The sequence below is a fragment of the Enterobacter sp. 237C8 genome, assembly GCF_034106865.1.
Classification (GTDB): domain Bacteria; phylum Pseudomonadota; class Gammaproteobacteria; order Enterobacterales; family Enterobacteriaceae; genus Enterobacter; species Enterobacter asburiae_B.
In genome coordinates, this window is sequence record NZ_JAWNDF010000001.1 from 1,258,367 (window position 1) to 1,278,001 (window position 19,635).

General features: G+C 56.1%; 27 protein-coding genes. 16 read left to right on the plus strand and 11 right to left on the minus strand.

Annotated features, from left to right (window positions below; translation table 11 throughout):
- Positions 1-29: 29 nt before the first annotated feature.
- Both USF70_RS06215 and USF70_RS06220 read right to left on the minus strand, forming a co-directional pair.
- Entirely contained in the window at positions 30-344 is a 315-nt protein-coding gene (locus tag USF70_RS06215; RefSeq protein WP_032639262.1) for a PTS sugar transporter subunit IIB, read from the minus strand.
- Positions 345-457: 113 nt separating this feature from the next.
- Complete coding sequence (locus USF70_RS06220) at positions 458-1,369, minus strand: LysR family transcriptional regulator (protein ID WP_048977860.1); 912 nt, start codon at positions 1,367-1,369, stop codon at positions 458-460.
- A gap of 99 nt (positions 1,370-1,468) precedes the next feature.
- On the opposite strand from USF70_RS06220, the gene USF70_RS06225 reads away from it, so the two are divergent.
- The 3 genes from USF70_RS06225 to USF70_RS06235 all read left to right on the plus strand — a co-directional run bounded on the left by USF70_RS06225 (position 1,469) and on the right by USF70_RS06235 (position 3,904).
- Positions 1,469-2,584, plus strand: a complete 1,116-nt coding sequence (locus USF70_RS06225; RefSeq protein ID WP_320735406.1) for an alkene reductase — start codon at positions 1,469-1,471, stop codon at positions 2,582-2,584.
- On the plus strand, positions 2,581-3,300 hold the full coding sequence (locus USF70_RS06230) for an SDR family oxidoreductase (protein WP_033145452.1): 720 nt from the start codon (positions 2,581-2,583) through the stop codon (positions 3,298-3,300). Before USF70_RS06225 ends, USF70_RS06230 begins: the two co-directional genes overlap by 4 nt.
- 64 nt (positions 3,301-3,364) lie before the next feature.
- A complete protein-coding gene (locus USF70_RS06235; RefSeq protein ID WP_320735407.1) occupies positions 3,365-3,904 on the plus strand; it encodes an ester cyclase in 540 nt (179 codons plus the stop codon).
- A 39-nt stretch (positions 3,905-3,943) separates the two neighbouring features.
- Here USF70_RS06235 and USF70_RS06240 read toward each other — a convergent pair whose 3' ends face one another.
- A complete protein-coding gene (locus USF70_RS06240) occupies positions 3,944-4,411 on the minus strand; it encodes a DUF1348 family protein (protein WP_023311608.1) in 468 nt (155 codons plus the stop codon).
- Positions 4,412-4,514: 103 nt separating this feature from the next.
- Here USF70_RS06240 and USF70_RS06245 point away from each other — a divergent pair, with 103 nt between their 5' ends.
- Complete coding sequence (locus tag USF70_RS06245; protein WP_248232843.1) at positions 4,515-5,093, plus strand: TetR/AcrR family transcriptional regulator; 579 nt, start codon at positions 4,515-4,517, stop codon at positions 5,091-5,093.
- A gap of 51 nt (positions 5,094-5,144) precedes the next feature.
- On the opposite strand, the gene USF70_RS06250 is transcribed toward USF70_RS06245, so the two are convergent.
- Positions 5,145-5,924, minus strand: a complete 780-nt coding sequence (locus tag USF70_RS06250) for an SDR family oxidoreductase (protein WP_320735408.1) — start codon at positions 5,922-5,924, stop codon at positions 5,145-5,147.
- A gap of 90 nt (positions 5,925-6,014) precedes the next feature.
- Here USF70_RS06250 and USF70_RS06255 point away from each other — a divergent pair, with 90 nt between their 5' ends.
- The 3 genes from USF70_RS06255 to USF70_RS06265 all read left to right on the plus strand — a co-directional run bounded on the left by USF70_RS06255 (position 6,015) and on the right by USF70_RS06265 (position 7,355).
- Positions 6,015-6,353: a winged helix-turn-helix transcriptional regulator gene (locus tag USF70_RS06255; protein WP_023311611.1), complete on the plus strand. Its 339-nt coding sequence runs from the start codon at positions 6,015-6,017 to the stop codon at positions 6,351-6,353.
- A 66-nt stretch (positions 6,354-6,419) separates the two neighbouring features.
- Entirely contained in the window at positions 6,420-6,824 is a 405-nt protein-coding gene (locus tag USF70_RS06260) for a VOC family protein (protein WP_320735409.1), read from the plus strand.
- 18 nt (positions 6,825-6,842) lie between these two features.
- Positions 6,843-7,355, plus strand: coding sequence for a GNAT family N-acetyltransferase (locus tag USF70_RS06265; RefSeq protein ID WP_320735410.1), 513 nt, complete (start codon positions 6,843-6,845; stop codon positions 7,353-7,355).
- Here USF70_RS06265 and USF70_RS06270 read toward each other — a convergent pair.
- Positions 7,336-8,124, minus strand: coding sequence for a hypothetical protein (locus USF70_RS06270; RefSeq protein ID WP_032657321.1), 789 nt, complete (start codon positions 8,122-8,124; stop codon positions 7,336-7,338). The two genes, USF70_RS06265 and USF70_RS06270, sit on opposite strands and share 20 nt — an antisense overlap.
- A gap of 1 nt (position 8,125) precedes the next feature.
- Positions 8,126-8,323: a hypothetical protein gene (locus USF70_RS06275; RefSeq protein WP_023311615.1), complete on the minus strand. Its 198-nt coding sequence runs from the start codon at positions 8,321-8,323 to the stop codon at positions 8,126-8,128.
- A gap of 255 nt (positions 8,324-8,578) precedes the next feature.
- On the opposite strand from USF70_RS06275, the gene USF70_RS06280 reads away from it, so the two are divergent.
- Genes USF70_RS06280 through USF70_RS06315 form a run of 8 tightly spaced genes read left to right on the plus strand, consistent with a single transcriptional unit; the run spans position 8,579 to position 14,450 of the window.
- On the plus strand, positions 8,579-9,013 hold the full coding sequence (locus USF70_RS06280) for a nuclear transport factor 2 family protein (RefSeq protein WP_232938118.1): 435 nt from the start codon (positions 8,579-8,581) through the stop codon (positions 9,011-9,013).
- The gene (locus USF70_RS06285; RefSeq protein WP_032657315.1) at positions 9,010-9,729 is read left to right on the plus strand and encodes an SDR family NAD(P)-dependent oxidoreductase; all 720 of its coding nucleotides are present in this window, start codon (positions 9,010-9,012) and stop codon (positions 9,727-9,729) included. Before USF70_RS06280 ends, USF70_RS06285 begins: the two co-directional genes overlap by 4 nt.
- On the plus strand, positions 9,726-10,985 hold the full coding sequence (locus USF70_RS06290; RefSeq protein WP_167819230.1) for an NAD(P)/FAD-dependent oxidoreductase: 1,260 nt from the start codon (positions 9,726-9,728) through the stop codon (positions 10,983-10,985). Before USF70_RS06285 ends, USF70_RS06290 begins: the two co-directional genes overlap by 4 nt.
- Position 10,986: 1 nt before the next feature.
- Positions 10,987-11,709 (plus strand): DUF1365 domain-containing protein, encoded by a 723-nt coding sequence (locus tag USF70_RS06295; protein WP_320735411.1) that lies wholly within the window; start codon positions 10,987-10,989, stop codon positions 11,707-11,709.
- A complete protein-coding gene (locus USF70_RS06300) occupies positions 11,706-12,926 on the plus strand; it encodes an SAM-dependent methyltransferase (protein ID WP_214579903.1) in 1,221 nt (406 codons plus the stop codon). The genes USF70_RS06295 and USF70_RS06300 overlap by 4 nt, the downstream gene beginning before the upstream one ends.
- On the plus strand, positions 12,923-13,408 hold the full coding sequence (locus USF70_RS06305; protein ID WP_320735412.1) for a DUF2878 domain-containing protein: 486 nt from the start codon (positions 12,923-12,925) through the stop codon (positions 13,406-13,408). Before USF70_RS06300 ends, USF70_RS06305 begins: the two co-directional genes overlap by 4 nt.
- A complete protein-coding gene (locus USF70_RS06310) occupies positions 13,405-13,929 on the plus strand; it encodes a hypothetical protein (RefSeq protein WP_320735413.1) in 525 nt (174 codons plus the stop codon). The genes USF70_RS06305 and USF70_RS06310 overlap by 4 nt, the downstream gene beginning before the upstream one ends.
- The gene (locus tag USF70_RS06315) at positions 13,926-14,450 is read left to right on the plus strand and encodes a DUF3833 domain-containing protein (RefSeq protein WP_320735414.1); all 525 of its coding nucleotides are present in this window, start codon (positions 13,926-13,928) and stop codon (positions 14,448-14,450) included. Before USF70_RS06310 ends, USF70_RS06315 begins: the two co-directional genes overlap by 4 nt.
- Positions 14,451-14,873: 423 nt before the next feature.
- On the opposite strand, the gene USF70_RS06320 is transcribed toward USF70_RS06315, so the two are convergent.
- Both USF70_RS06320 and USF70_RS06325 read right to left on the minus strand, forming a co-directional pair.
- Complete coding sequence (locus USF70_RS06320; RefSeq protein ID WP_045888574.1) at positions 14,874-15,332, minus strand: DMT family transporter; 459 nt, start codon at positions 15,330-15,332, stop codon at positions 14,874-14,876.
- Between the two features lie 4 nt (positions 15,333-15,336).
- Entirely contained in the window at positions 15,337-15,771 is a 435-nt protein-coding gene (locus USF70_RS06325) for a DMT family transporter (RefSeq protein WP_047647834.1), read from the minus strand.
- Positions 15,772-15,866: 95 nt separating this feature from the next.
- Between USF70_RS06325 and USF70_RS06330 the strand changes: the two genes are divergently transcribed.
- Complete coding sequence (locus USF70_RS06330) at positions 15,867-16,799, plus strand: LysR family transcriptional regulator (protein ID WP_048981087.1); 933 nt, start codon at positions 15,867-15,869, stop codon at positions 16,797-16,799.
- Between the two features lie 4 nt (positions 16,800-16,803).
- Here the strand turns inward: USF70_RS06330 and USF70_RS06335 are convergent, their stop codons facing one another.
- The 3 genes from USF70_RS06335 to USF70_RS06345 form a co-directional block, all read right to left on the minus strand.
- A complete protein-coding gene (locus tag USF70_RS06335; protein WP_045888576.1) occupies positions 16,804-17,832 on the minus strand; it encodes a methionine synthase in 1,029 nt (342 codons plus the stop codon).
- A gap of 23 nt (positions 17,833-17,855) precedes the next feature.
- Positions 17,856-18,830 (minus strand): DUF1852 domain-containing protein, encoded by a 975-nt coding sequence (locus USF70_RS06340; RefSeq protein ID WP_032657287.1) that lies wholly within the window; start codon positions 18,828-18,830, stop codon positions 17,856-17,858.
- Positions 18,831-19,005: 175 nt separating this feature from the next.
- On the minus strand, positions 19,006-19,497 hold the full coding sequence (locus USF70_RS06345) for an Hcp family type VI secretion system effector (protein WP_232938103.1): 492 nt from the start codon (positions 19,495-19,497) through the stop codon (positions 19,006-19,008).
- Positions 19,498-19,635 lie beyond the last annotated feature (138 nt).

Genomic DNA, 19,635 nt, shown 5'->3' on the forward strand with positions numbered 1-19,635 from the left:
AGGCCGCAAAACCGATGCGGCCTTATCTGTCAGGCAGCCAGTTCAGGCATCTGTTCCTTCACGAAATTCAATACGTTCCTCGCGTCGAGAGAGGCATAGGGCAGGCTCTCAATAATGGCGATTGAACGCGTATTGCCCACCGTTTCTTTTATCTCATCGAGTTTGTACTGAATGTGCGGCGCGATGAGGAAACCATCGAAAGCGGGAGCGACGCTGGCGAAGTTATCCAGCCCAACAGCGCTAATCATCAGCGGATAGCCTTCGCGTTCTGCCAGAGACTGCATTTTTTTTGCGAGAGAGTTTGCGGTATTACCAAACAAACAACAGATCAGAAGCTTTTTCATATTTTGTACCTCCTGAAAACCGCAAACAGAGTAGTCCTGAGGTTGTCAACGAAATGCGCGCCATCTCTTATTTTGGCGAGAAATTAACCGCAGATGCCTGACGCGATTTAATTTTACTGTTTTTTTAGCCAGTCGAGAAAAAACTGGCTAAACGCCGTGACCTGAAGCGGCTGCAGTTTGCGCTGGGGGTAAACAAGCTGCAGGCCGACATCTTTGCGATCGTATCGGCTAAAGCCGGTGAAGCTGTCGGCAAACAGTACCGTGAGCCTTCCGGTTTCAACATCGTCTTTGACGTCCCACCACGATTTCCCCGCAATGCCAGCCCCGCTGAGTGCCCACTGACGAAGCAAAGCCCCGTCGTCGCACACCATGGCTGGCTCTACGCGAACGACGCTTTCATCGCCATCTTTTTCAAAGCGCCATTCGTTCATCACCACGCCCTGAGACTCAAGCGCCAGGCACCGGTGCTGAGCTAAATCGGCAAACGTGGCGGGGATGCCGCGTTCGTTAAGATACTCCCCGGAGGCGACCAGCACCCGATGGTTCGGGCGGATATTTCTGACGACAAGGCTGCTGTCCGGCAGGTTGCCGAAACGCACGCTCATATCCAGCCGGTTAGCGACCAGATCCTCAACGTGTTCTCTTAGCGAGATGAAAAATTTAACGTCGGGATGGCGTCGGGAGAATTCCACGACGGCGGGGCTAAGATACTGTCTGCCAAAGTCCGAGGGCGCAGAAAGGCGAATGTTGCCGCTGAGCACGCCTTCCTTTTGCGTCAGTAACGACTCGGCGTGATGCACTTCTTCCAGCACGCGCAGCGCGGCATGGTAAAACTCTTCCCCGGCGCGGGTCAGCGTGATGGATCGCGTTGAGCGGTGAAACAGGCGCGTCTGGTAACGCTCCTCAATCGCCTTCAGCCTGGCCGTCATGGTGGCGGGAGAAAGCGACAGGCGTCGCCCGGCGGCAGAAAGACCGCCGGCCTCGGCAACTTCCACCAGTAACGCCATGTCTTCGAGTTTACCCATTATTCATATATTCCGAAAAGTGCATCTGATTTTAGCGTAATTATCAAAATCAGATGCCGACTGTAAAGTGATTTCATCCAAACCATAAGGGATGAAAACATGCAACGTACCTCACTTTTTGAACGTTACAGGCTGGGTCAGCAAGACCTGAAGAACCGTATCGTCATGGCGCCGATGACCCGCGCGCGCTCCCTTCAGCCGGGAAATATTCCCTCGGCGCTGATGGCGGAGTATTACCGGCAGCGGGCCAGCGCCGGATTAATCATCACGGAAGCCACCCAGATTTCGCCTCAGGGCCAGGGATACTCCTGGACGCCCGGCATCCATTCACCTGAGCAGGTTTCAGGATGGCAGCTCACCACGGGCGCCGTGCACCAGGCGGGCGGGGTGATTTTTTCGCAGCTCTGGCACGTCGGGCGAATGTCGCACGCCAGCTTTCATCAGGATGGTCAGCCGGTCGCCCCGTCAGCACTGGCGCCGGACGCGCAGGTGTGGGTGGTGAATGAAAAAGGCGAAGGCCAAATGGTTGACTGCCCACAGCCGAGAACCCTCTCGCGCAAGGACATCCTCAGCATCATCGCGGACTATCGTCAGGCGGCACTGAATGCCGTTCAGGCCGGGTTTGACGGCGTGGAGGTTCACGGCGGAAACGGCTATCTGATCGACCAGTTTCTTCGTCAAACCTCCAACAAACGCACGGACGAGTACGGCGGCACGCTGGCGAACCGGATCCGCTTTGCTCAGGAGGTGTTAAGCGCCATTGCCGAGGCCATTGGCCGCGAGCGTACGGGCATTCGCCTTTCCCCGTTTATTACCCAGCGCGGGATGAACGATCCGCAGGTGACGGAAGCCATACTCGCTCTCGCGGCCTGGTGTGAACAAGAAGGGATTGCGTTCATCCACCTGGCGGAAGCCGACTGGGACGATGCGCCGCAGGTGCCTGAGCCGTTCCGACAATCGCTACGCGAGACATTTAGCGGAACCCTTATCGTCGCGGGGAACTATGACCTTGAAAAAGCGGAAAAGATCCTCGCTGCCGGCTATGCCGATTTGATTGCCTTCGGACGGCCGTTTATTGCCAACCCGGATTTACCCCACCGTCTGGCGCACCAGCTGCCTCTGGCCCAGGTGCGCGATCCCGCCACGCTGTTTGGCGGCACCGCGACGGGATATACCGATTACCCCATTTACACCCTGCAGGAGAAAACGTTATGACCCGTAAAACCTTAATTATCGGTGGCGCTTCCGGCATCGGTTTCGCCGTGGGCAGCCTGCTTGCCGGGCGCGGCGAGGAGATTATTCTCGCGGGCCGCGACGGCGCGAAGCTGGACGCTGCGCGGCAACGGCTGAGCGCCCACGCCGCGTCTGTTCATACCCTCGTGCTGGATATCAGCCGTGAGGCAGAGCTTGTCGCACTCGGTGAAACGCTGGGTGAGGTCAATAATATCGTCGTTACGGCGGGTTCACAGGCACCGGGAGGGCTTCTTTCCGGGCTGGATCTCCGCGCGGCAAGGCTGGCTTTTGATACAAAATTCTGGGGAAGCATCAATGTCGCCCGCTATCTCTGCGGGAACATCGCCCCCGGCGGTACGCTGACGTTCACCAGCGGGTTCGTGGCGCGTCGCACCGTGGCGGGCGCCATTGTTAAAACGACGATGAATGCCGCCATCGAGGCCGCGACAAAAGTGCTGGCGAAAGAGCTTTCACCGCTGCGCGTCAACGTCGTGAGTCCGGGGCTGACAGACACGGAAGCGTATGCGGGCATGGACGCCGCCGCGCGGGAAAAAATGCTCGCTGGCGCGGCGGAAACCCTGCCAGCCAAAGCCTGGGGAAGGGCGGAGGACGTGGCGCAAGGATATCTTTTCGCCATTGATAATCCCTTTGTCACGGGGTCGGTCATTGATATTGAGGGCGGGGCGTTAATTAACTAACCCTGTCTGATTTGAACTGCAGGAAATCGACTGCGGGTAATGTAATACTCTATTGAGAGATATCATGAAATATTCGACGTATTTTCATTCGGCGGTAGCGATGGTTATTTTTGCAGGTCTGTCGGGCAATGCGATTTCCGCGCAGGGGGAATGGCTGCAGCCGAAACAGCTTATAGTGGACAACAGCCTGCCGCAGGCGCAATTAAAGGTGAATGAAGCCGTTGCCAGAGAATATGCTTCATTCTGGAACACGGGTAATGAAAACCTGGCGCGTGATGCCCTGGCGGCAGGTTTTATTGATAAAACGCCTCCGGAAGGGCGTAAGCAGGGGCCGGAAGGCGCTATTTTAGCGTCCCGCGCGTTTCGCGCGGCCGTGCCTGATTTGCGCTGTGACGTTGAGCAAATGATTATTTCAGGCAATCGCGTGGTTTCGCATTTACATTTTCACGGCACGTTCACCGGAACATTTGGCAAGCTGAAAGGACAGGGGCAGAAAATAGATTTCATCGCCACGGATCTTTATAAGATTGCTGACGGTAAAATTGTGGCTAACTGGCATATTGAGGACAACCTGACGCTGATGAAACAGCTGGGCGCGCTGTAAATTCATTACTCCGGGGCGGCCCGGAGTAATGCAAAAATCCTATAAGCCAAGATCGCTCAGCGAAGGGTGATCGTCCGGACGTCTGCCCAGCGGCCAGTGGAACAGACGCTCAGAGGCTTTGATTGGCATATCGTTTACGCAGGCAAAGCGGCGCTTCATCAGTCCGTCCGGCTCAAACTCCCAGTTTTCATTGCCGTAAGAGCGGAACCAGTTGCCGGAATCATCATGCCATTCATAGGCATAGCGCACCGCGATCCGGTTCTCCGTAAATGCCCAGAGCTCTTTAATCAGACGATAGTCCAGCTCTTTTTTCCATTTCCGCTCCAGAAACGCCTGGGCTTCTTCACGGTTGGTGGCGAACTCTGCGCGGTTACGCCATTGGGTATCCAGCGTATAGGCAAGCGCGACTTTCGCCGGGTCGCGGCTGTTCCAGCCATCTTCTGCCAGTCTGACTTTTTCGATGGCGCTTTCACGAGTGAAGGGCGGTAAAGGAGGACGTGTGTTCATGGCGATTACCTCAGTGTTATATTATGTAGACAGGTCTGTCTACTTGCGGTAATCTATGCCTGTAAAATAACGCTGTCAACATTATTTTAGAGGCTACCAAAAAGTGAAAACAGAACCCGCAGACAACGATACTAAAATTAGCGTCAGAGATAAGATATTACTCACGGCGCACGATCTGTTTTATTCCACGGGCTTCAGGGCGACGGGGGTGGATACGCTGATTAAAGCGTCTAAAGTGACCAAGGTGACGTTCTATCGCCATTTTCCCAGCAAGAGTTTGCTTATTCTTGCCTATTTGAACTACCGGCATGAAATATGGATTAACTGGTTTGAGACCACGCTGCGTCGACATCTCGATGAAGGCGAAATACCTGCTGATGCGATATCCGCAACGCTTTACGAATGGTTTATTTCGCCCGAGTTCCACGGCTGCGCGTTTATTAACGCCAGCGCAGAGGCGAAATCGGAAGATATTGAAAACGAAATAAAAGAGATATGCCGCAGTCATAAATCAGAAACAAAGAAAATTATTGCCTTGCTGACGAAGAGTGCTGATGAGCGCGTCGTCAATGAAATCATGCTGCTCATTGACGGCGCAATTATTCATGCACAGATGGGCATGGATTCAGAAATGGTAAGACATGCGTTAAAAAAGGGCCTGGAGAAACTGTCCGAACAGTGATATTCCCTGGTGCTTAATCAACTCTCGCACCGAGCCGATTAAGCACCCGCGTTACACTGTCGGAATGGTGCCGCCATCAATCACAAATTCAGTACCTGTGATACTCGCAGCATGCGATGAAGCGAGGAAGACGATGAGGTTGGCCACCTCAATCGGTCTGGCAGGGCGTCCGAGCGGTATTCCACCTAGCGCCTTCATAATAATCTGCTTGCCGCCTTCGTAGTCTGTACCTGCCTGCTTTGCCAGCCTCTCCGCCAGTGCAACCGCCGCTTCAGTTTCGATCCAGCCGGGCGCAACGCGCACCACCCGAACGCCCTTCGGTGAGACTTCCTTTGAAAGGCTTTTACTGTAGGTTGAGAGGGCTGCTTTAGCCGCCGCATAACCCGTTGTTGATTCCGGTAACGGCAGCTCGCGCTGAATAGACGTCACGTGAATAATCACCCCATTTCCCTGCGCGAGCATTCCGGGAAGCAGGGCGCGATCTAAGCGTACTGCAGGCAACAAATTAAGATTGAGCTCCTGCTGCCACTCTTCCTCGCCAAGCGCAGCAAAACCGCCACCGGGTGAGGTTGAACCGCCCGCAACATGGATAATCACGTCGACGCCTCCCATCTGCTCCTGAACCGCAGATGCGACAGCGGAACATCCAGCGACCGTCGTAAGGTCAGCGGCGACGAAAGTATCTGCGACATCTACGTCCGGCTCGTGGCGCGCAGTGGTGAATACCGTTGCACCGAGCTGTTTTAAAAGTCCGACGACCGCTTTTCCGAGCCCTTTCGTGCCCGCGGTAACAAGCACGCGTTTGCCTTTAAAATCAATATCTAATGACATGACCTTGCACTCCCGTTATTTACAGTACAGGTATATTCAACATAGACTGAGAAATTGACAAGTACGCACGAAAAAGTGAGCTACTGAATTATGAGTAAGTTATATAGTCCGGAATCTGCCGCGAGCGGCGTGGAGCAAGTGTTACGGCTGCTGGAAGGCCGCTGGAAATTAATCATTCTTTTTCATCTTTTCGACGGAAAAGTGCAGCGCTACTCTGATTTCGAAAAACTGATCCCCGGTATTTCCCAGAAGATGCTGGCGCAGCAGCTCAGGCAACTTGAATCCGATGGTATCGTTTCGCGGATGGTCTACCCGCAAGTGCCACCGAAAGTGGAATATCGCCTCACCGATTGGGGGCAGGCATTATGTCCGGCGCTTGATGCCATGCTGAAATGGGCTGAAAAGCGCGAGGCTTACGCAAGCCAGTAACCCCGGCGGCCAGCACGCTGCAATGGGATAGCGTGCCCGTACCCATTCATGCAAAGGAAACGAAAAATGAGAACACAGAAGCGATGCCTCGGCTGCGTGGCTATTGTGGTTGATGACTACGATCGCGCCATTGAATACTACACAGACAAGCTGGGGTTTACCCTCGTAGAGGATACGCCTCAACCGGGTAAACGCTGGGTGGTCGTCTCACCCAACCCGGAAAGTGATTGCAATATTTTGCTGGCTCGCGCTTCTAACGAGAGGCAGGAAAGCTTTATCGGCAATCAATGCGGCGGCAGAGTTTTCCTCTTCCTTCAGACGGACGATTTTTGGCGCGATTACCTTGCCATGAAAGACAAAGGCGTCCATTTCTGCGAAGAACCTCGTGAGGAAGAGTACGGTACGGTAGTGGTGTTTGAAGATATTTACGGCAACCGCTGGGATCTCTACCAAAATGTCCAACGTGGGTGATTACCAGGGAGACTTTCCATGACGCTTCGAATTCGACAGGCCACCCGTGCCGATGCCGCGCTCTTAAGCGAGCTGGGATACCGAATCTATCCCGCCCATTTTCAGCATCTGTGGGTGTCAGACGCAGAGATGAAGGATTTTCTTGACGGCGAGTACGCGCTTTCCGTACTTGAACAGAGCCTGAAAGAGAACGCTGTTTCCTGGTATGTTGCCGAGACCGATCGGCCAGTGGGATTCATGAAGGTGACCTGGGAAGCCCTGCTCCCGGAAACGGACAAGAAGGGCGTTCTCCTCAACAAGCTCTACCTCGATCCCGCCGAGACCGGCAAGAACTATGGCCAGGTGATGTTCAACAACATCACCGACATGGCCCGGAGCAGGGGGAAAGACTATCTCTGGCTGGAAGTGCTTGAGCAGAACGCGGGAGCGTACCGGTTCTACCAGAAGCAGGGCATGCTCTGCGTTAAGAACGTCCTTTTCGAAACCGCTTCACAGCAGAGCATTCTCAGAATTATGGGGACGTCTCTTTAGAGCGAGAGCTCTCGTCGCGCTGTGCCAGCGACAGCGCGCTGGCGCTGGCGGGATCGAACAGCGAGAGGCTCTCAATCTGATTGAGTAAAATCACCTTCCGGAATGACATGGCGCTGCGGGGTTCGGAGTCGAGCGTGATGTCATGCTCCGCATACCATTTGCTGTAGTTATTCTCGATGCGAAAGTTCATCGTCTTCGCATCTCTGTACCCGCTTAACATCGGAATCAGCACGATATTGGCCGTTTTTTCATATTCCAGCGTCGCGGTGTGGATCATGCCGACGTAAATCCGCCTCGACCGCAGCGTGACCTGCGCCAGTTCCCCTTGCTCCATACACTGATACAGCAGCTGTTCAATACCGCTCGACTGCGCCAGACGTTTGTAGAGCTTTTTCCGGCTTTCGCCGTCCAGCCTGGCGCTGCCTGCCCAGTTAGAGCGGTAGAGACAAAACAGGATGGCAAACGCCAGCATCACAACCACCGGCGCCTGAATGCCTAAAAAGCTCCAGTTCATAAAGTCGATTTGCCAGTCGGTATATTTCGGCGAGGCAAAGTGAAAAGCGTTGTTGGCCGCAGAAAGGGCGAGCAGGAGCAGCCAGAGCAGACCGGTGGCAATCACGCCCTGAAGAACGAAAATACAGCCGTACAGCGCCACAAGAAAATAGACGTCCCAGCCAAATGAACGCTTGATTTTAAAGCGTGTCGACAGGTCGCGGCTGGTGTACCAGTACCCGCATACCATCAGCACCATAAATATCGCCGTTCCCATATCAGGCCCTCTTCAGCATATTGACGTGACGCAGAAAATCCTGCCGCACTTCGTTGCTTTTGTAGTTCACCGAGGCGTTCCCGTCCTGGTCGATAATGATGCGATCGCCATCTTCGACGGCTTCTATGATTTCCTGCTGGCTCATCACCTGCAGTAAGGATTCCGGGCTTGAGAATAGGGAGAGAAAGAAACGTTTCATGCAGGCATCCTTATGAATAAAAAGGATAAGCCTGGAAGAAGACCGGCGAGTTTGCCTTAAGGAAATCCTGAAAGTTAAAGTCGGGTGGCGGCCACTCCTTACCCGGTCTACAAAACTCACTTTTTTACTGTTATTAAATTATTGATATATAGTTAAAATAAAAAATAAATCATCACAAACTTGGACAAATAACGTTAATTGTGTAAGTTTTAATTATGCGATTACGCCACGTTGTTTACAGCCAGGATGTGACCCATGAGCACTTTGCCCTCTGTCGTGAGTCGGTTTATTGAGTACTACGCCGCACTGGATAGCCAGCCGCCGTCCGCGCTGGTGGGGCTTTACCATTCGAATGCCACGCTTATCGATCCGTTTGGCGAGCATGACGGGATTTTCGCGCTTCAGCGCTATTTCACCCATCTGCTGGCCAACGTCGAGCATTGCCGTTTTACCATCGATACGCCGCTGTGCAGCGGGAACCGGTTTGCTGTGACCTGGGTAATGCACTGGTCGCATCCGCGCATTGCCGGCGGAGAGCCGCTCGAACTGCCGGGATGTTCGGTGGTGGACACGGAAAACGATCTCATCACGCACCAGCGCGACTACTACGATGCGGGAGAGATGATCTACGAACACCTTCCTCTGCTGGGCTGGGCGGTACGCGGCGTGAAGCGGAGGGTCAAATCATGAAAACGGTGCTGATCACCGGAGCAAGCTCGGGCATTGGCGCCGGGCTGGCGAAATCCTTTGCCGCAGACGGCTACCACGTGATTGCCTGCGGACGCGATCCGGCGCGCCTCGAAGCGCTGCATCAGACCTGCCCCAATCTCACCGTTCGCCTGTTCGATATGACAGACAGGGATGCCTGTCGCCAGGCGCTGACCGGCAGCTATGCCGATCTGATTATTCTCTGCGCCGGTACCTGCGAATATCTCGATGGAGGCGTGGTGGATGCGGCGCTGGTGGAGCGGGTTATGGCGACAAATTTCCTCGGCCCGGTGAACTGTCTTGACGCGCTGCAGCCCCAGCTGACGGCTGGCAACCGCGTAGTGCTGGTGAGTTCCATGGCCCACTGGCTGCCTTTCCCACGGGCAGAAGCCTACGGCGCGTCCAAAGCGGCCCTGAGCTGGTTTGCCGAGAGTTTGCGCCTGGACTGGGAGCCAAAAGGAATTGCCGTCACGGTGGTCTCCCCGGGCTTTGTTGATACGCCGCTGACGCGCAAAAACGACTTTGCCATGCCGGGCAGGGTGAGCGTCGACGAGGCGGTCAAGGCGATCCGTACCGGGCTGGCGGCAGGGAAAATGCATATCGCGTTTCCTGACGGGTTCGGCTTTATTTTGCGGTTGCTCTCCGGGCTGCCTGCGTTTCTTCAGCGCGCGCTGCTGCGCAGGATGGTGCGTTCATGAACATTGCGATTATCGGCAGCGGCATCGCCGGGCTGACCTGCGCCTGGCGCCTGGCCGGGCACCATCAGGTGACCCTGTTTGAAGCGGGCGCCACGCCCGGCGGCCATACCGCAACGGTTGACGTCCCGACGCCACAGGGTACCTACGCGATCGATACCGGGTTTATCGTTTACAACGATCGCACCTATCCGCGCTTTATGGGCCTCCTCAGCGAGCTGGGCATCAGCGGACAAAAAACGCAGATGAGCTTTTCGGTGCACAACCCGGCGACGGGGCTGGAGTACAACGGACACACCCTGACGTCGCTGTTTGCCCAGCGCCGAAACCTGGTGAATCCGGCATTCTGGCGGCTGCTCGGGGAGATCGTCCGCTTCAATCGTCTGGCGAAACAGGCGCTGGACGGGGAGGTGGACCCGAACGCCACGCTGCAAACGTTTCTGGAACAGCACGGCTTCACGCCGTTTTTTGCGCGCCACTACATTCTGCCGATGGGGGCCGCCATCTGGTCCTCGTCGCTGCAGGAGATGAAGCGTTTCCCGCTGCCGCTTTTCTTACGTTTCTTCCAGAACCACGGGCTGCTGGATATCACCCAGCGCCCGCAGTGGTACGTGGTGCCGGGCGGCTCGCGGGAGTATATCCGCGCCATGCTCGACAAGCTGGGCGACCGTCTGAATCTGCATCTAAATTCTCCGGTGCAGCGGGTGAGCCGCCACGAGCACGGGGTTACGCTTCAGCTTGAAAACGGCAGTCATACTTTCGATCGGGTGATTTTTGCCTGCCACTCCGCCAGCGCTCTGGCGATGCTTGATGACCCGACGCCCGCAGAGCGCGAGGTGCTGGGCGATATCGGCTGGCAGCGCAACGAGGTCGTTTTACACAGCGACCCGCGCTGGCTGCCGGAGCGGCGGCGCGCGTGGGCCAGCTGGAACTACCGCCTGAGCGCGCAGGAACAGGCCAGCGCCTGCGTCACCTACAACATGAACATCCTGCAGGGGCTGCCTGAGGGCAGTCCGCTGTTCTGCGTCACCCTCAACCCGGACGCGCCGGTGGATGAACGCTTCGTTCTGCAACGCTTTGTCTATGAACATCCGCTGTTTAACCCGCAAAGCTGGCGGGCGCAGGCGCGGCGCGGCGAGATCAACGGTCATAACCGGAGCTGGTACTGCGGTGCCTGGTGGTACAACGGCTTTCATGAAGATGGCGTGCGCAGCGCGCTGGACGTGGTCAACGCGATAGCGGCCGGAGAGGGGAACTGAGATGAACAGCTGCCTCTACCACGGCGTATTACGCCACCGCCGCCTTCAGCCGAAAACCCATGAATTCAGCTACAGCGTCTTTATGGCCTGGCTGGATCTCGATGAACTGCCGCTGCTGCCGTCAGTCGGCGTGCGGCGCAATCGCTTTGCCGGCGCCTCGTTCCACGACGCTGACTATCCGCTCGGCGCGCCGCTTAAAGAGAACGTGCTCAGCAGGCTGGAGAGCCTGACCGGGGAACGTCCGGACGGGCGGGTGATGCTCCTGACGCAGCTGCGCTATTTCGGCTTTCATTTCAATCCGGTCAACTTTTACTACTGCTACGACGGGAAGGAGACGCTGCGCTGGGTGCTGGCAGAGGTCCGCAACACGCCGTGGAATGAACGTCATTACTATGCCGTCAATGGACAGGATGCGCAGCCCACGGAAAAAGCGTTTCACGTTTCCCCCTTCAACCCGATGGACATGATCTACCACTGGCGCTTTAACGACCCGGATAACACGCTGCATATGCACATTGAAAATCATCAGGAAGCGAAGGTTTTTGACGCCACGCTGGCGCTGCGCCGGGAGCCTTTGACGCGCTCCGCGCTGCGCTCGCTGTTGCTGCGCATTCCGCTCATGACCCTGAAAACCGTTTTTGCCATTTACTGGCAGGCGCTGCGCCTGTGGCTCAAGCGCGTGCCGCTGTATAACCATCCCGTCAGCAGGAGTGAACGCTCATGACCGATCCCGTCTTTGCGTTAGAACCCGATATTCCGCGCAACGTCCGCATCGCGCGATGGCTGCTGTTTCGTCTGTTAAGCGGTATCCGCGGCGGCTCGCTCACGCTGCGTGAAGGGGCGCAGACCTTTCATTTTGGCGAGACATCCTCCGCGCTGCACGCCGACGTGCAGATCCTCACGCCCGGCGTCTACTGGCGCGTCTTAACGGGCGGGAGCCTTGCTGCGGCAGAAGCCTGGATGGACGGTGAATGGGAAACTGCGCACCTTACGCCGCTTCTGGAACTGCTGGCGCTCAACGGCGAGGTGCTTGGCCGTCTGGAAAACGGGTTCCGTCTGCTCGGCAGGCCGCTGGAGCGGATACGCCACTGGACGCGGCGTAACTCCCGCATGCAGGCGCGCGAAAATATTGCCGCCCATTACGATCTGGGCAATACCTTTTACGCCCATTTTCTGGATCAAGAGCTGCTCTATTCCAGCGCGCTGTTTACCGCTGACGAGCAGGATCTGACGGCGGCCCAGCAGGCCAAAATGGCGCGCCTGTGTGACCAGCTGGCGCTAAGTCCGGGTGACCACCTGCTGGAAATTGGCACCGGCTGGGGCGCGATGGCGGAATACGCGGCGCGTCATTACGGCTGTCGGGTGACGACCACCACGCTGTCGCAGGAGCAATATAGCTGGGCGACCGAGCGGATCGCCCGCGCCGGGTTGCAGGATCGCGTTGAGGTACTGCTCTGCGACTATCGCGACCTCACCGGACAGTACGACAAGCTGGTCTCAATTGAGATGATTGAAGCCGTCGGGCAACGCTATCTGCCCACGTTCTTCCGCACCTGCCAGGCGCGGCTGCGCCCCGGAGGACGGATGGCGATTCAGGCCATTACCATTCAGGACCAGCGCTATCGCGACTACAGCAAAAGCGTCGATTTTATCCAGCGCTACATTTTTCCCGGCGGCTTCCTGCCGAGCATCACCGCGATGAACGAGCTGATGACGCGCCACACCGATTTCGTGGTGCGCAATCTTTTCGACATGGGCCCCGACTACGCCCGCACGCTGGCCCACTGGCGGCAGCGGTTTGTCCATGCCTGGCAGGAGATCGAAAAGCTCGGCTTCGATGAACGGTTCCGCCGCATGTGGCTGTACTACTTTGGCTACTGCGAAGCCGGGTTTAACGCTCGCACCATCAGCGTGGTGCAGCTGACCGCCGAGCGCGTATGAGACGTTACCTTCAGGTCTTCCTGCTCGCCGTCGCGTTCGACCTCTACTGGGCGCTGGTGGTGCTCTTTCGCGAACAGGGCCTGATTATCTGGCTCGCGCTGGCGATCCTGGCGTGCCTGCTCTTGCCGCCTGCTTACCGGTTTTACGCCATTGGGCTGGCCGCGGCGGGCAGTTTGCTGGATGCACTCTGGGCCCTGACCGGGCTGATTGCCTTTACGGGCGAGTCCCTGATGCCGTTATGGATGGTGGCACTATGGCTGATGTTCGCCACGGTCTGGACGCAGCTGACGCGCACCACCACGCTACCCGGCTGGCTGCTGACCCTGCTGGCCGCCGTGGGTGGACCGGTGGCCTACCTGTTCGGCGAGCGGCTGGGGGGCATCACGTTTCTGGAACCGACCTTTATCGTCGTCAGCTGGATGGCGCCGGGCTGGCTGGTGTTGATGCTGTTTTTCCACCTGCTGATAGGGAGACAAAAATGAGATCTATAGTCTTGCTGCTTTGGCTGACGCTGGTTGTGCCTGTCGCCCAGGCCGCCGACTGGCTTGCCTGGAGTAAGGTGGGGGACGCCACGCTCACCTGGGGGCCGTTCACCGTCTATACCTCCCAGCTACGCACCCCGGATGGCCGTTATAGCCGGGATAATCAGGATCAGGCGCTGATTATTACCTATGCGCGAGACATCGATCGCGATGAACTGGTTGAGGCGACCCGCGACCAGTGGCAGGCGCAGGGGATCCTGGCCCAGGAACCGCAAAGCGAAGCCTGGCTGCGGATGCTCCGGTCGCTGTGGCCGGATGTCCGCCCGGGCTCACAGCTGGCGTTTGTTCTCAACGATAAGCAGGGGCAGTTCTGGTATCGCGCGTCAGCGGCGCAAACATCCTTTATTCCACTCGGACCGCGCCAGTCGGAAGCGTTCAGCACCCGTTTTCTGGCCATCTGGCTCGATCCCCGAACGCAATATCCTGAGCTGCGTCAGCAGTTAATCGGAGGCCAAAAATGAAACGTATCCTGATGATGGCGCTGGCATTCACAATGCTGCTGGCGGGCTGTAGCACCGAGGTGGCCGAGTATCGCCAGCAGCAGCCGCGGCTTGATATCTTTCACTACTTCCAGGGCAAAACCGAAGCGTGGGGGATGGTGCAGGATCGCAGCGGCAAGCAGATCCGCCGTTTCCACGTTGAGATTGCCGGAGACGTTATCGGCGATACGCTGACGCTGAATGAGCACTTTGTCTACGACGATGGCGAGAAGCAGCAGCGGGTCTGGCACATCCGGCGCGTGGGGAACGATCGCTACGAGGGAACGGCAGGGGATATTGAAGGGGTTGCCACGGGGCAGGCTGCAGGCAACGCCTTTAACTGGCATTACAGCATGAACGTGAAGGCCAACGGCAGCACCTGGCTACTGAACTTCGACGACTGGATGTATTTGCAGGATGAGAAGCATCTATTTAATAAAACCGAGATGAAGAAGCTGGGCGTCACCGTCGCCACGGTGACGCTGTTCTTTACCAAGGGATAAGGAATCCCACTCAATTCTTAATCAGAAGCGATTCAGGTTTTTTAAAATGACATGATTATTTTGCAGCGATGACCTGGTCCGGCTGTAAATCGCTGAGGCGTTTCCTGCAGGCCGGGGCGAGGCGCATGGATGCGCCGAGAGGGCGGGCTTTACAGGGACGTTACCTCCGCCCGTCCCCGATAAGCCGGAAGGAATAAGCCGAAGGGACCGCGAAGCGGCGATTTACCGCCGGGAGCCCGGGTCGCCAGGGTGGTGGCGACTGAGCCACCCTGGCACGTTCACAGGTTATGTCGTAACAGAGTAGCAAGAAACATAAAGTGAACGGAATCACCACTACAGCCTTATGTTCCCCTCACCCTAACCCTCTCCCCAAAGGGGCGAGGGAACTGTTTCGTGTCTACGCTGTGTCCGCAAGGTGTGGTGTCATGTCCCGGCAGAACGGGTTTTACTACCCGAGTAAATAAAGACAAGCGCAATCCCCAGGCAGACAATTGCCCCCAGACGGCTCGTCGAAAACGGAATGGCCGCATTCCCCAGCCAGCCAAAGTTATCAATCAACATACTCATGGCGAGCTGGCCGAATATCACCGCCACCGTGGCGACGGCGGTGCCGATGCGCTGCACCGCCACGACCATGATCACAATGTAGGGCACGCCGAACATCGCCCCGATGAGCTGCCATTTCGGCACGTCCAGCAGCGTGACCGCCTGCTTCGGTTCAAAGAAGAAAATGAGCAGGGCGGTTACCAGCGCGCCGACGGAAAACGTCAGAAACGCGCTTTTAAATACCCCGACATTGCTGCCGAGCTGCCCGTTAATCGCGGCCTGAATGCTCAGCGTTGCGCCGCCGCAGACGGCCAGGAGAATCATTATCAGCGTCATATCATCACCCCTGTGCGACCAGTACCAGTGCCGCAATAATAAAAACCAGCGCCACGATACGTTTTGCGTTTATCTTCCTGTGCGGCGTACCCAGCAGGCCAAAGTGGTCAATGATCAGGCTTTTAAAAACCTGACCAGCCAGAATGCCAATCATCGTCAGAGCGATGCCGATGGTCGGCGTGGCGATCGTCAGAATGACCACGTAAACAGGGCCAAGCACGCCGCCGAGCAGCTGCCAGCCGGGCTGGGCGAAAAACGACGGGCTGCTGCGCGGGCTGAAAAACAGCATCAGCAGAAACGTCAGCGCGGCGCCGACGCCAAAAATGCTGAATGTCGCCCATAAATCGCCCACTTCTCCCCCTAATGGCCCCAGTAGCCCCGCCTCGACGGAGAGGCCCATCCCGCCGGCAATCACCAGTAAAATCAAAACAAACTGCATTACGCTTCCTCCGTTTTCAGGCGAAGAAGATTACGTCGGTAGACCCGTGAGAAAAATGCCATAATGCAGGAAACACCTTTGCAGGAAATGCATTAATGTCAGATGCCGGAAGCATGAACCTTCGCTCACTGCTGCTGTTTATTGCCGTCTATGAAACGCAGAACTTTTCCGTCGTCGCGCGACGAGAGGGAATATCCGCCTCGCAGGTGTCGCGCATTGTTCATCAGCTTGAAGACGCGCTCGGCCAGCAGCTGTTCTATCGCAATACCCGGGCGGTGATCCCCACGGAAAGCGGGCATCTGTTTATCCGCTATGCCCGGGCGATGGTCGATAACTTCGAAGAGGCGCGCCGTGAGCTGGATGAACGTTCGACCGAACCCTCCGGCACGGTCCGCATAAACGGGCCGGTATTTTTTGGACAGAGACACGTTGCGCCCGGACTGGCAGGTCTGGCCGAGCGTTATCCACGGTTAACCATTGAGCTGACGCTGACCGATGACTTTATCGACCCGCATCGGGATGCCGCCGATCTCATCTTCCGCATCGGCACGCTGACGGATTCGACGTTCCACGCCCGTGTTTTTGGGCAGCAGCGCTACCACCTCGCCGCATCGCCCGCGTATCTGCGTCAACACGGCGTCCCGGCCGACCCGACCGAGTTGAGCCAGCACAAATGTCTGGTCTATCGCGGTTCGTCCGGGCCTAACCGCTGGCTCGTACGTCGCAAAGGGGAGAATTGGGTGCATTATCCCGTCGCGCCGCTGATGACGTCTAATAATGCGGAATCGCTGCTTATTGCCGCGCTGGGTGGGATGGGGATCGTCCTGTTTCCGGACTGGCTGATTGGCGACAGGCTGAAGCGGGGGGAGCTGGTCGCCCTTTTGCCGGAAATGGCGTGCGCCATCAACACGGAGCAACTCAATATTGCGGCGATCTATCCTAACGCACGTCATCCGCCCCTGAACGTCAGGGCGGTGATTGATTATTACGTGGCGTTTTTCGGTACGCCGCTCTACTGGCAAACGTAAGGGATTACGCGCCAAGCTCCTTGCGGATAATCTTTGCGCCGGCGCTGAGCGCTTTCAGCTTGCCGTTAGCCACCTGGCGTGAAAGCGGGGCCATGCCGCAGTTGGTTGACGGGTAAAGCTTGTCGGCATCGACGAACTGAAGCGCTTTACGCAGCGTATCGGCGACTTCCTCCGGCGTTTCAACGGCGTTGGTTGCCACATCAATCGCGCCGACCATCACCTTTTTACCGCGGATCAGCTCCAGCAGATCCATCGGCACGCGGGAGTTGTGGCACTCCAGGGAGATAATGTCGATATTAGAGGTCTGCAGCTTAGGGAAGGCCTCTTCGTACTGGCGCCACTCTGAGCCGAGCGTTTTTTTCCAGTCGGTATTGGCTTTGATGCCGTAGCCGTAGCAGATGTGTACCGCGGTTTCGCACTTCAGCCCTTCAATGGCGCGCTCCAGCGCGGCGATACCCCAGTCGTTCACCTCGTCAAAAAAGACGTTAAATGCCGGTTCATCAAACTGGATAATATCGACGCCTGCGGCCTCTAACTCACGCGCTTCCTGATTGAGGATTTTGGCGAATTCCCAGGCCAGCTTTTCGCGGCTTTTATAGTGCGCGTCGTAAAGGGTGTCGATCATGGTCATCGGCCCGGGCAGGGCCCATTTGATCGGCTTGTCCGTGAGCTGACGCAGGTATTTCGCATCGTCCACGAATACCGGTTTCTGACGCGCAACGGCTGAAACCACGGTCGGCACGCTGGCGTCGTAGCGGTTACGAATGCGCACCGTCTGGCGATTTTCAAAATCCACGCCGCTCAGGTGTTCAATAAAGGTGGTGACGAAGTGCTGGCGGGTCTGTTCTCCGTCGCTGACGATATCGATACCCGCGCGGATCTGCTCATCCAGAGACAGGCGCAGCGCGTCCTGTTTACCCGCCAGGAGTTCCTGATCCTGTAATTTCCAGGGTGACCACAGCGTTTCAGGTTGTGCAAGCCAGGTCGGCTTAGGCAGGCTGCCAGCCGTAGAAGTCGGGAGCAATGTTTTCATAATAAAAGACCTTTTTTGATGAATTAAAGCGTGTAGTTATCAGACCACTGCTCAAGAATGTGTTGGTAAGGCTTAATAAAGTACGCTTCGGTAAAGCGACCCTGTTCAATCGCCAGTCGGCTACGCTCTTCCCGGTCATAAACAATTTTGGTTAAGGAGTGATCCTGCTGGTTCAGATCCGGTCGGTAGCACAGTCCCGCCGCCGAGTTTGCGTTATAAATTTCCGGGCGATAGATTTTCTGGAACGTCTCCATCGTGCTGATGGTGGCAATCAGCTCCAGATCGGTGTAGTCACTCAGCAAATCCCCTGTAAAAAAGAACGCGAAAGGCGCCACGCTGTTTTCCGGCATGAAATAGCGAACCTGCAGCCCCATCTTCGCGAAGTACTGTTCCGTCAGCGACTCGCCATCCGGCTGATACTCAACGCCCAGCACAGGGTGCTGGTTACCGTTGCGGCGATAGGTGTCTTTGCTGGAGACGCTCAGGCAGATCACCGGACCCTTGCTGAAGTTCTCTTTGTATTCCGGCGAATTGACAAAGTGGCGGAAAATATTGCCGTGCAGTTCGCCAAACTTTTCCGGAATGCTGAAGTGCTGCTGGTTCTTGTTGTGTTCCAGCAGGCGCACGCTGAAATCATAATCCCGCACGTAAGAAGAGAAGTTATTCCCGACGATGCCAGGGATACGCAGGTTATTTTTTTTGTCGACAATCGTGGTTTGCAATATCTCAATGGCCGGGAACGGTTTTTCCGCGCCAATGTTCAAGTCGACAGAGATGATTTCCAGCTCAACCGCGTAGCGATCGGCGTTTGGGTTATCCCAGCGCGCCAGGGCGTTAAAGCGGTTGTTGATCATCACCAGCGTATTGCGCAGGTTTTCCTGACGTTTTTCCCCGCGCGCCAGGTTCGCAAAGTTGGTGGTCGTACGCGTATTTTCTGACGGGTTGTAATTCTCATCGAAGCAACTGCGCTTAAGGGTATATGTGAAAGCTTTGCTCATTGTGGTTATGCATCCTAAGTTCATGTTGCTAAGAAGTTACCGATGCATAATTTATGCCTGAGCCCGCGGCGCAGGGGAAGTGACTTAATTTCAATGCAACATGAGCGAAGTTCATGAACAGTGTTGCGCGCACATGCTGGGATAGGAAGAGTAAGGGGCATCGCGCCCCTTAGCGTTATGCTGTAGGACGTTCGTTCCAGGCGTCACTGTGTATCATGTTGCCGTCGACAATGCGCCAGGTGATTTTTTCGTACTGGAGACTTACGCTTTCAACATGGTTCATTTTATTGTTGGCAGCGATCTTCACGTTCGGCACGCTGCAGTTAACACCCGTAACCTTTACGTTCTCCATCAAGACGGTGTAATAACAGACTTCCTGTCCGGCATCATTGATATGATAGAACTTGATTTCAGCGCTTTTAAGCGCCTGACCGGTAGAGGCTGCTTTATAGAGATACGGCGTGGAGCTATCAACTTCCTTTTCAATCCGCATGGATGAGTGTTGACGCGTGCCGGTGATCTTGCCGTTAGCGCTGTCTACCGGTAGGTTAAGGCCATGACTCAGCCCTATGATTTCAATGCTACCTTCACGGTCCTGAACATCAACGGAACCTTTAATATCTGCTCCACCATCGTCTTTTAGCCACATGTAGGGAGGAATTGGCATTCTTTATTTCCTTATTTTCTTGAGTAGCAGTGTTGTTAAGCGATAAATAACCGTGGCGAGGGTCAGTACGATTAAAATATCGATATTGGTATATGTGTCATATATTGTTTCAGCATTCACGTCGCCATAAATAAAATC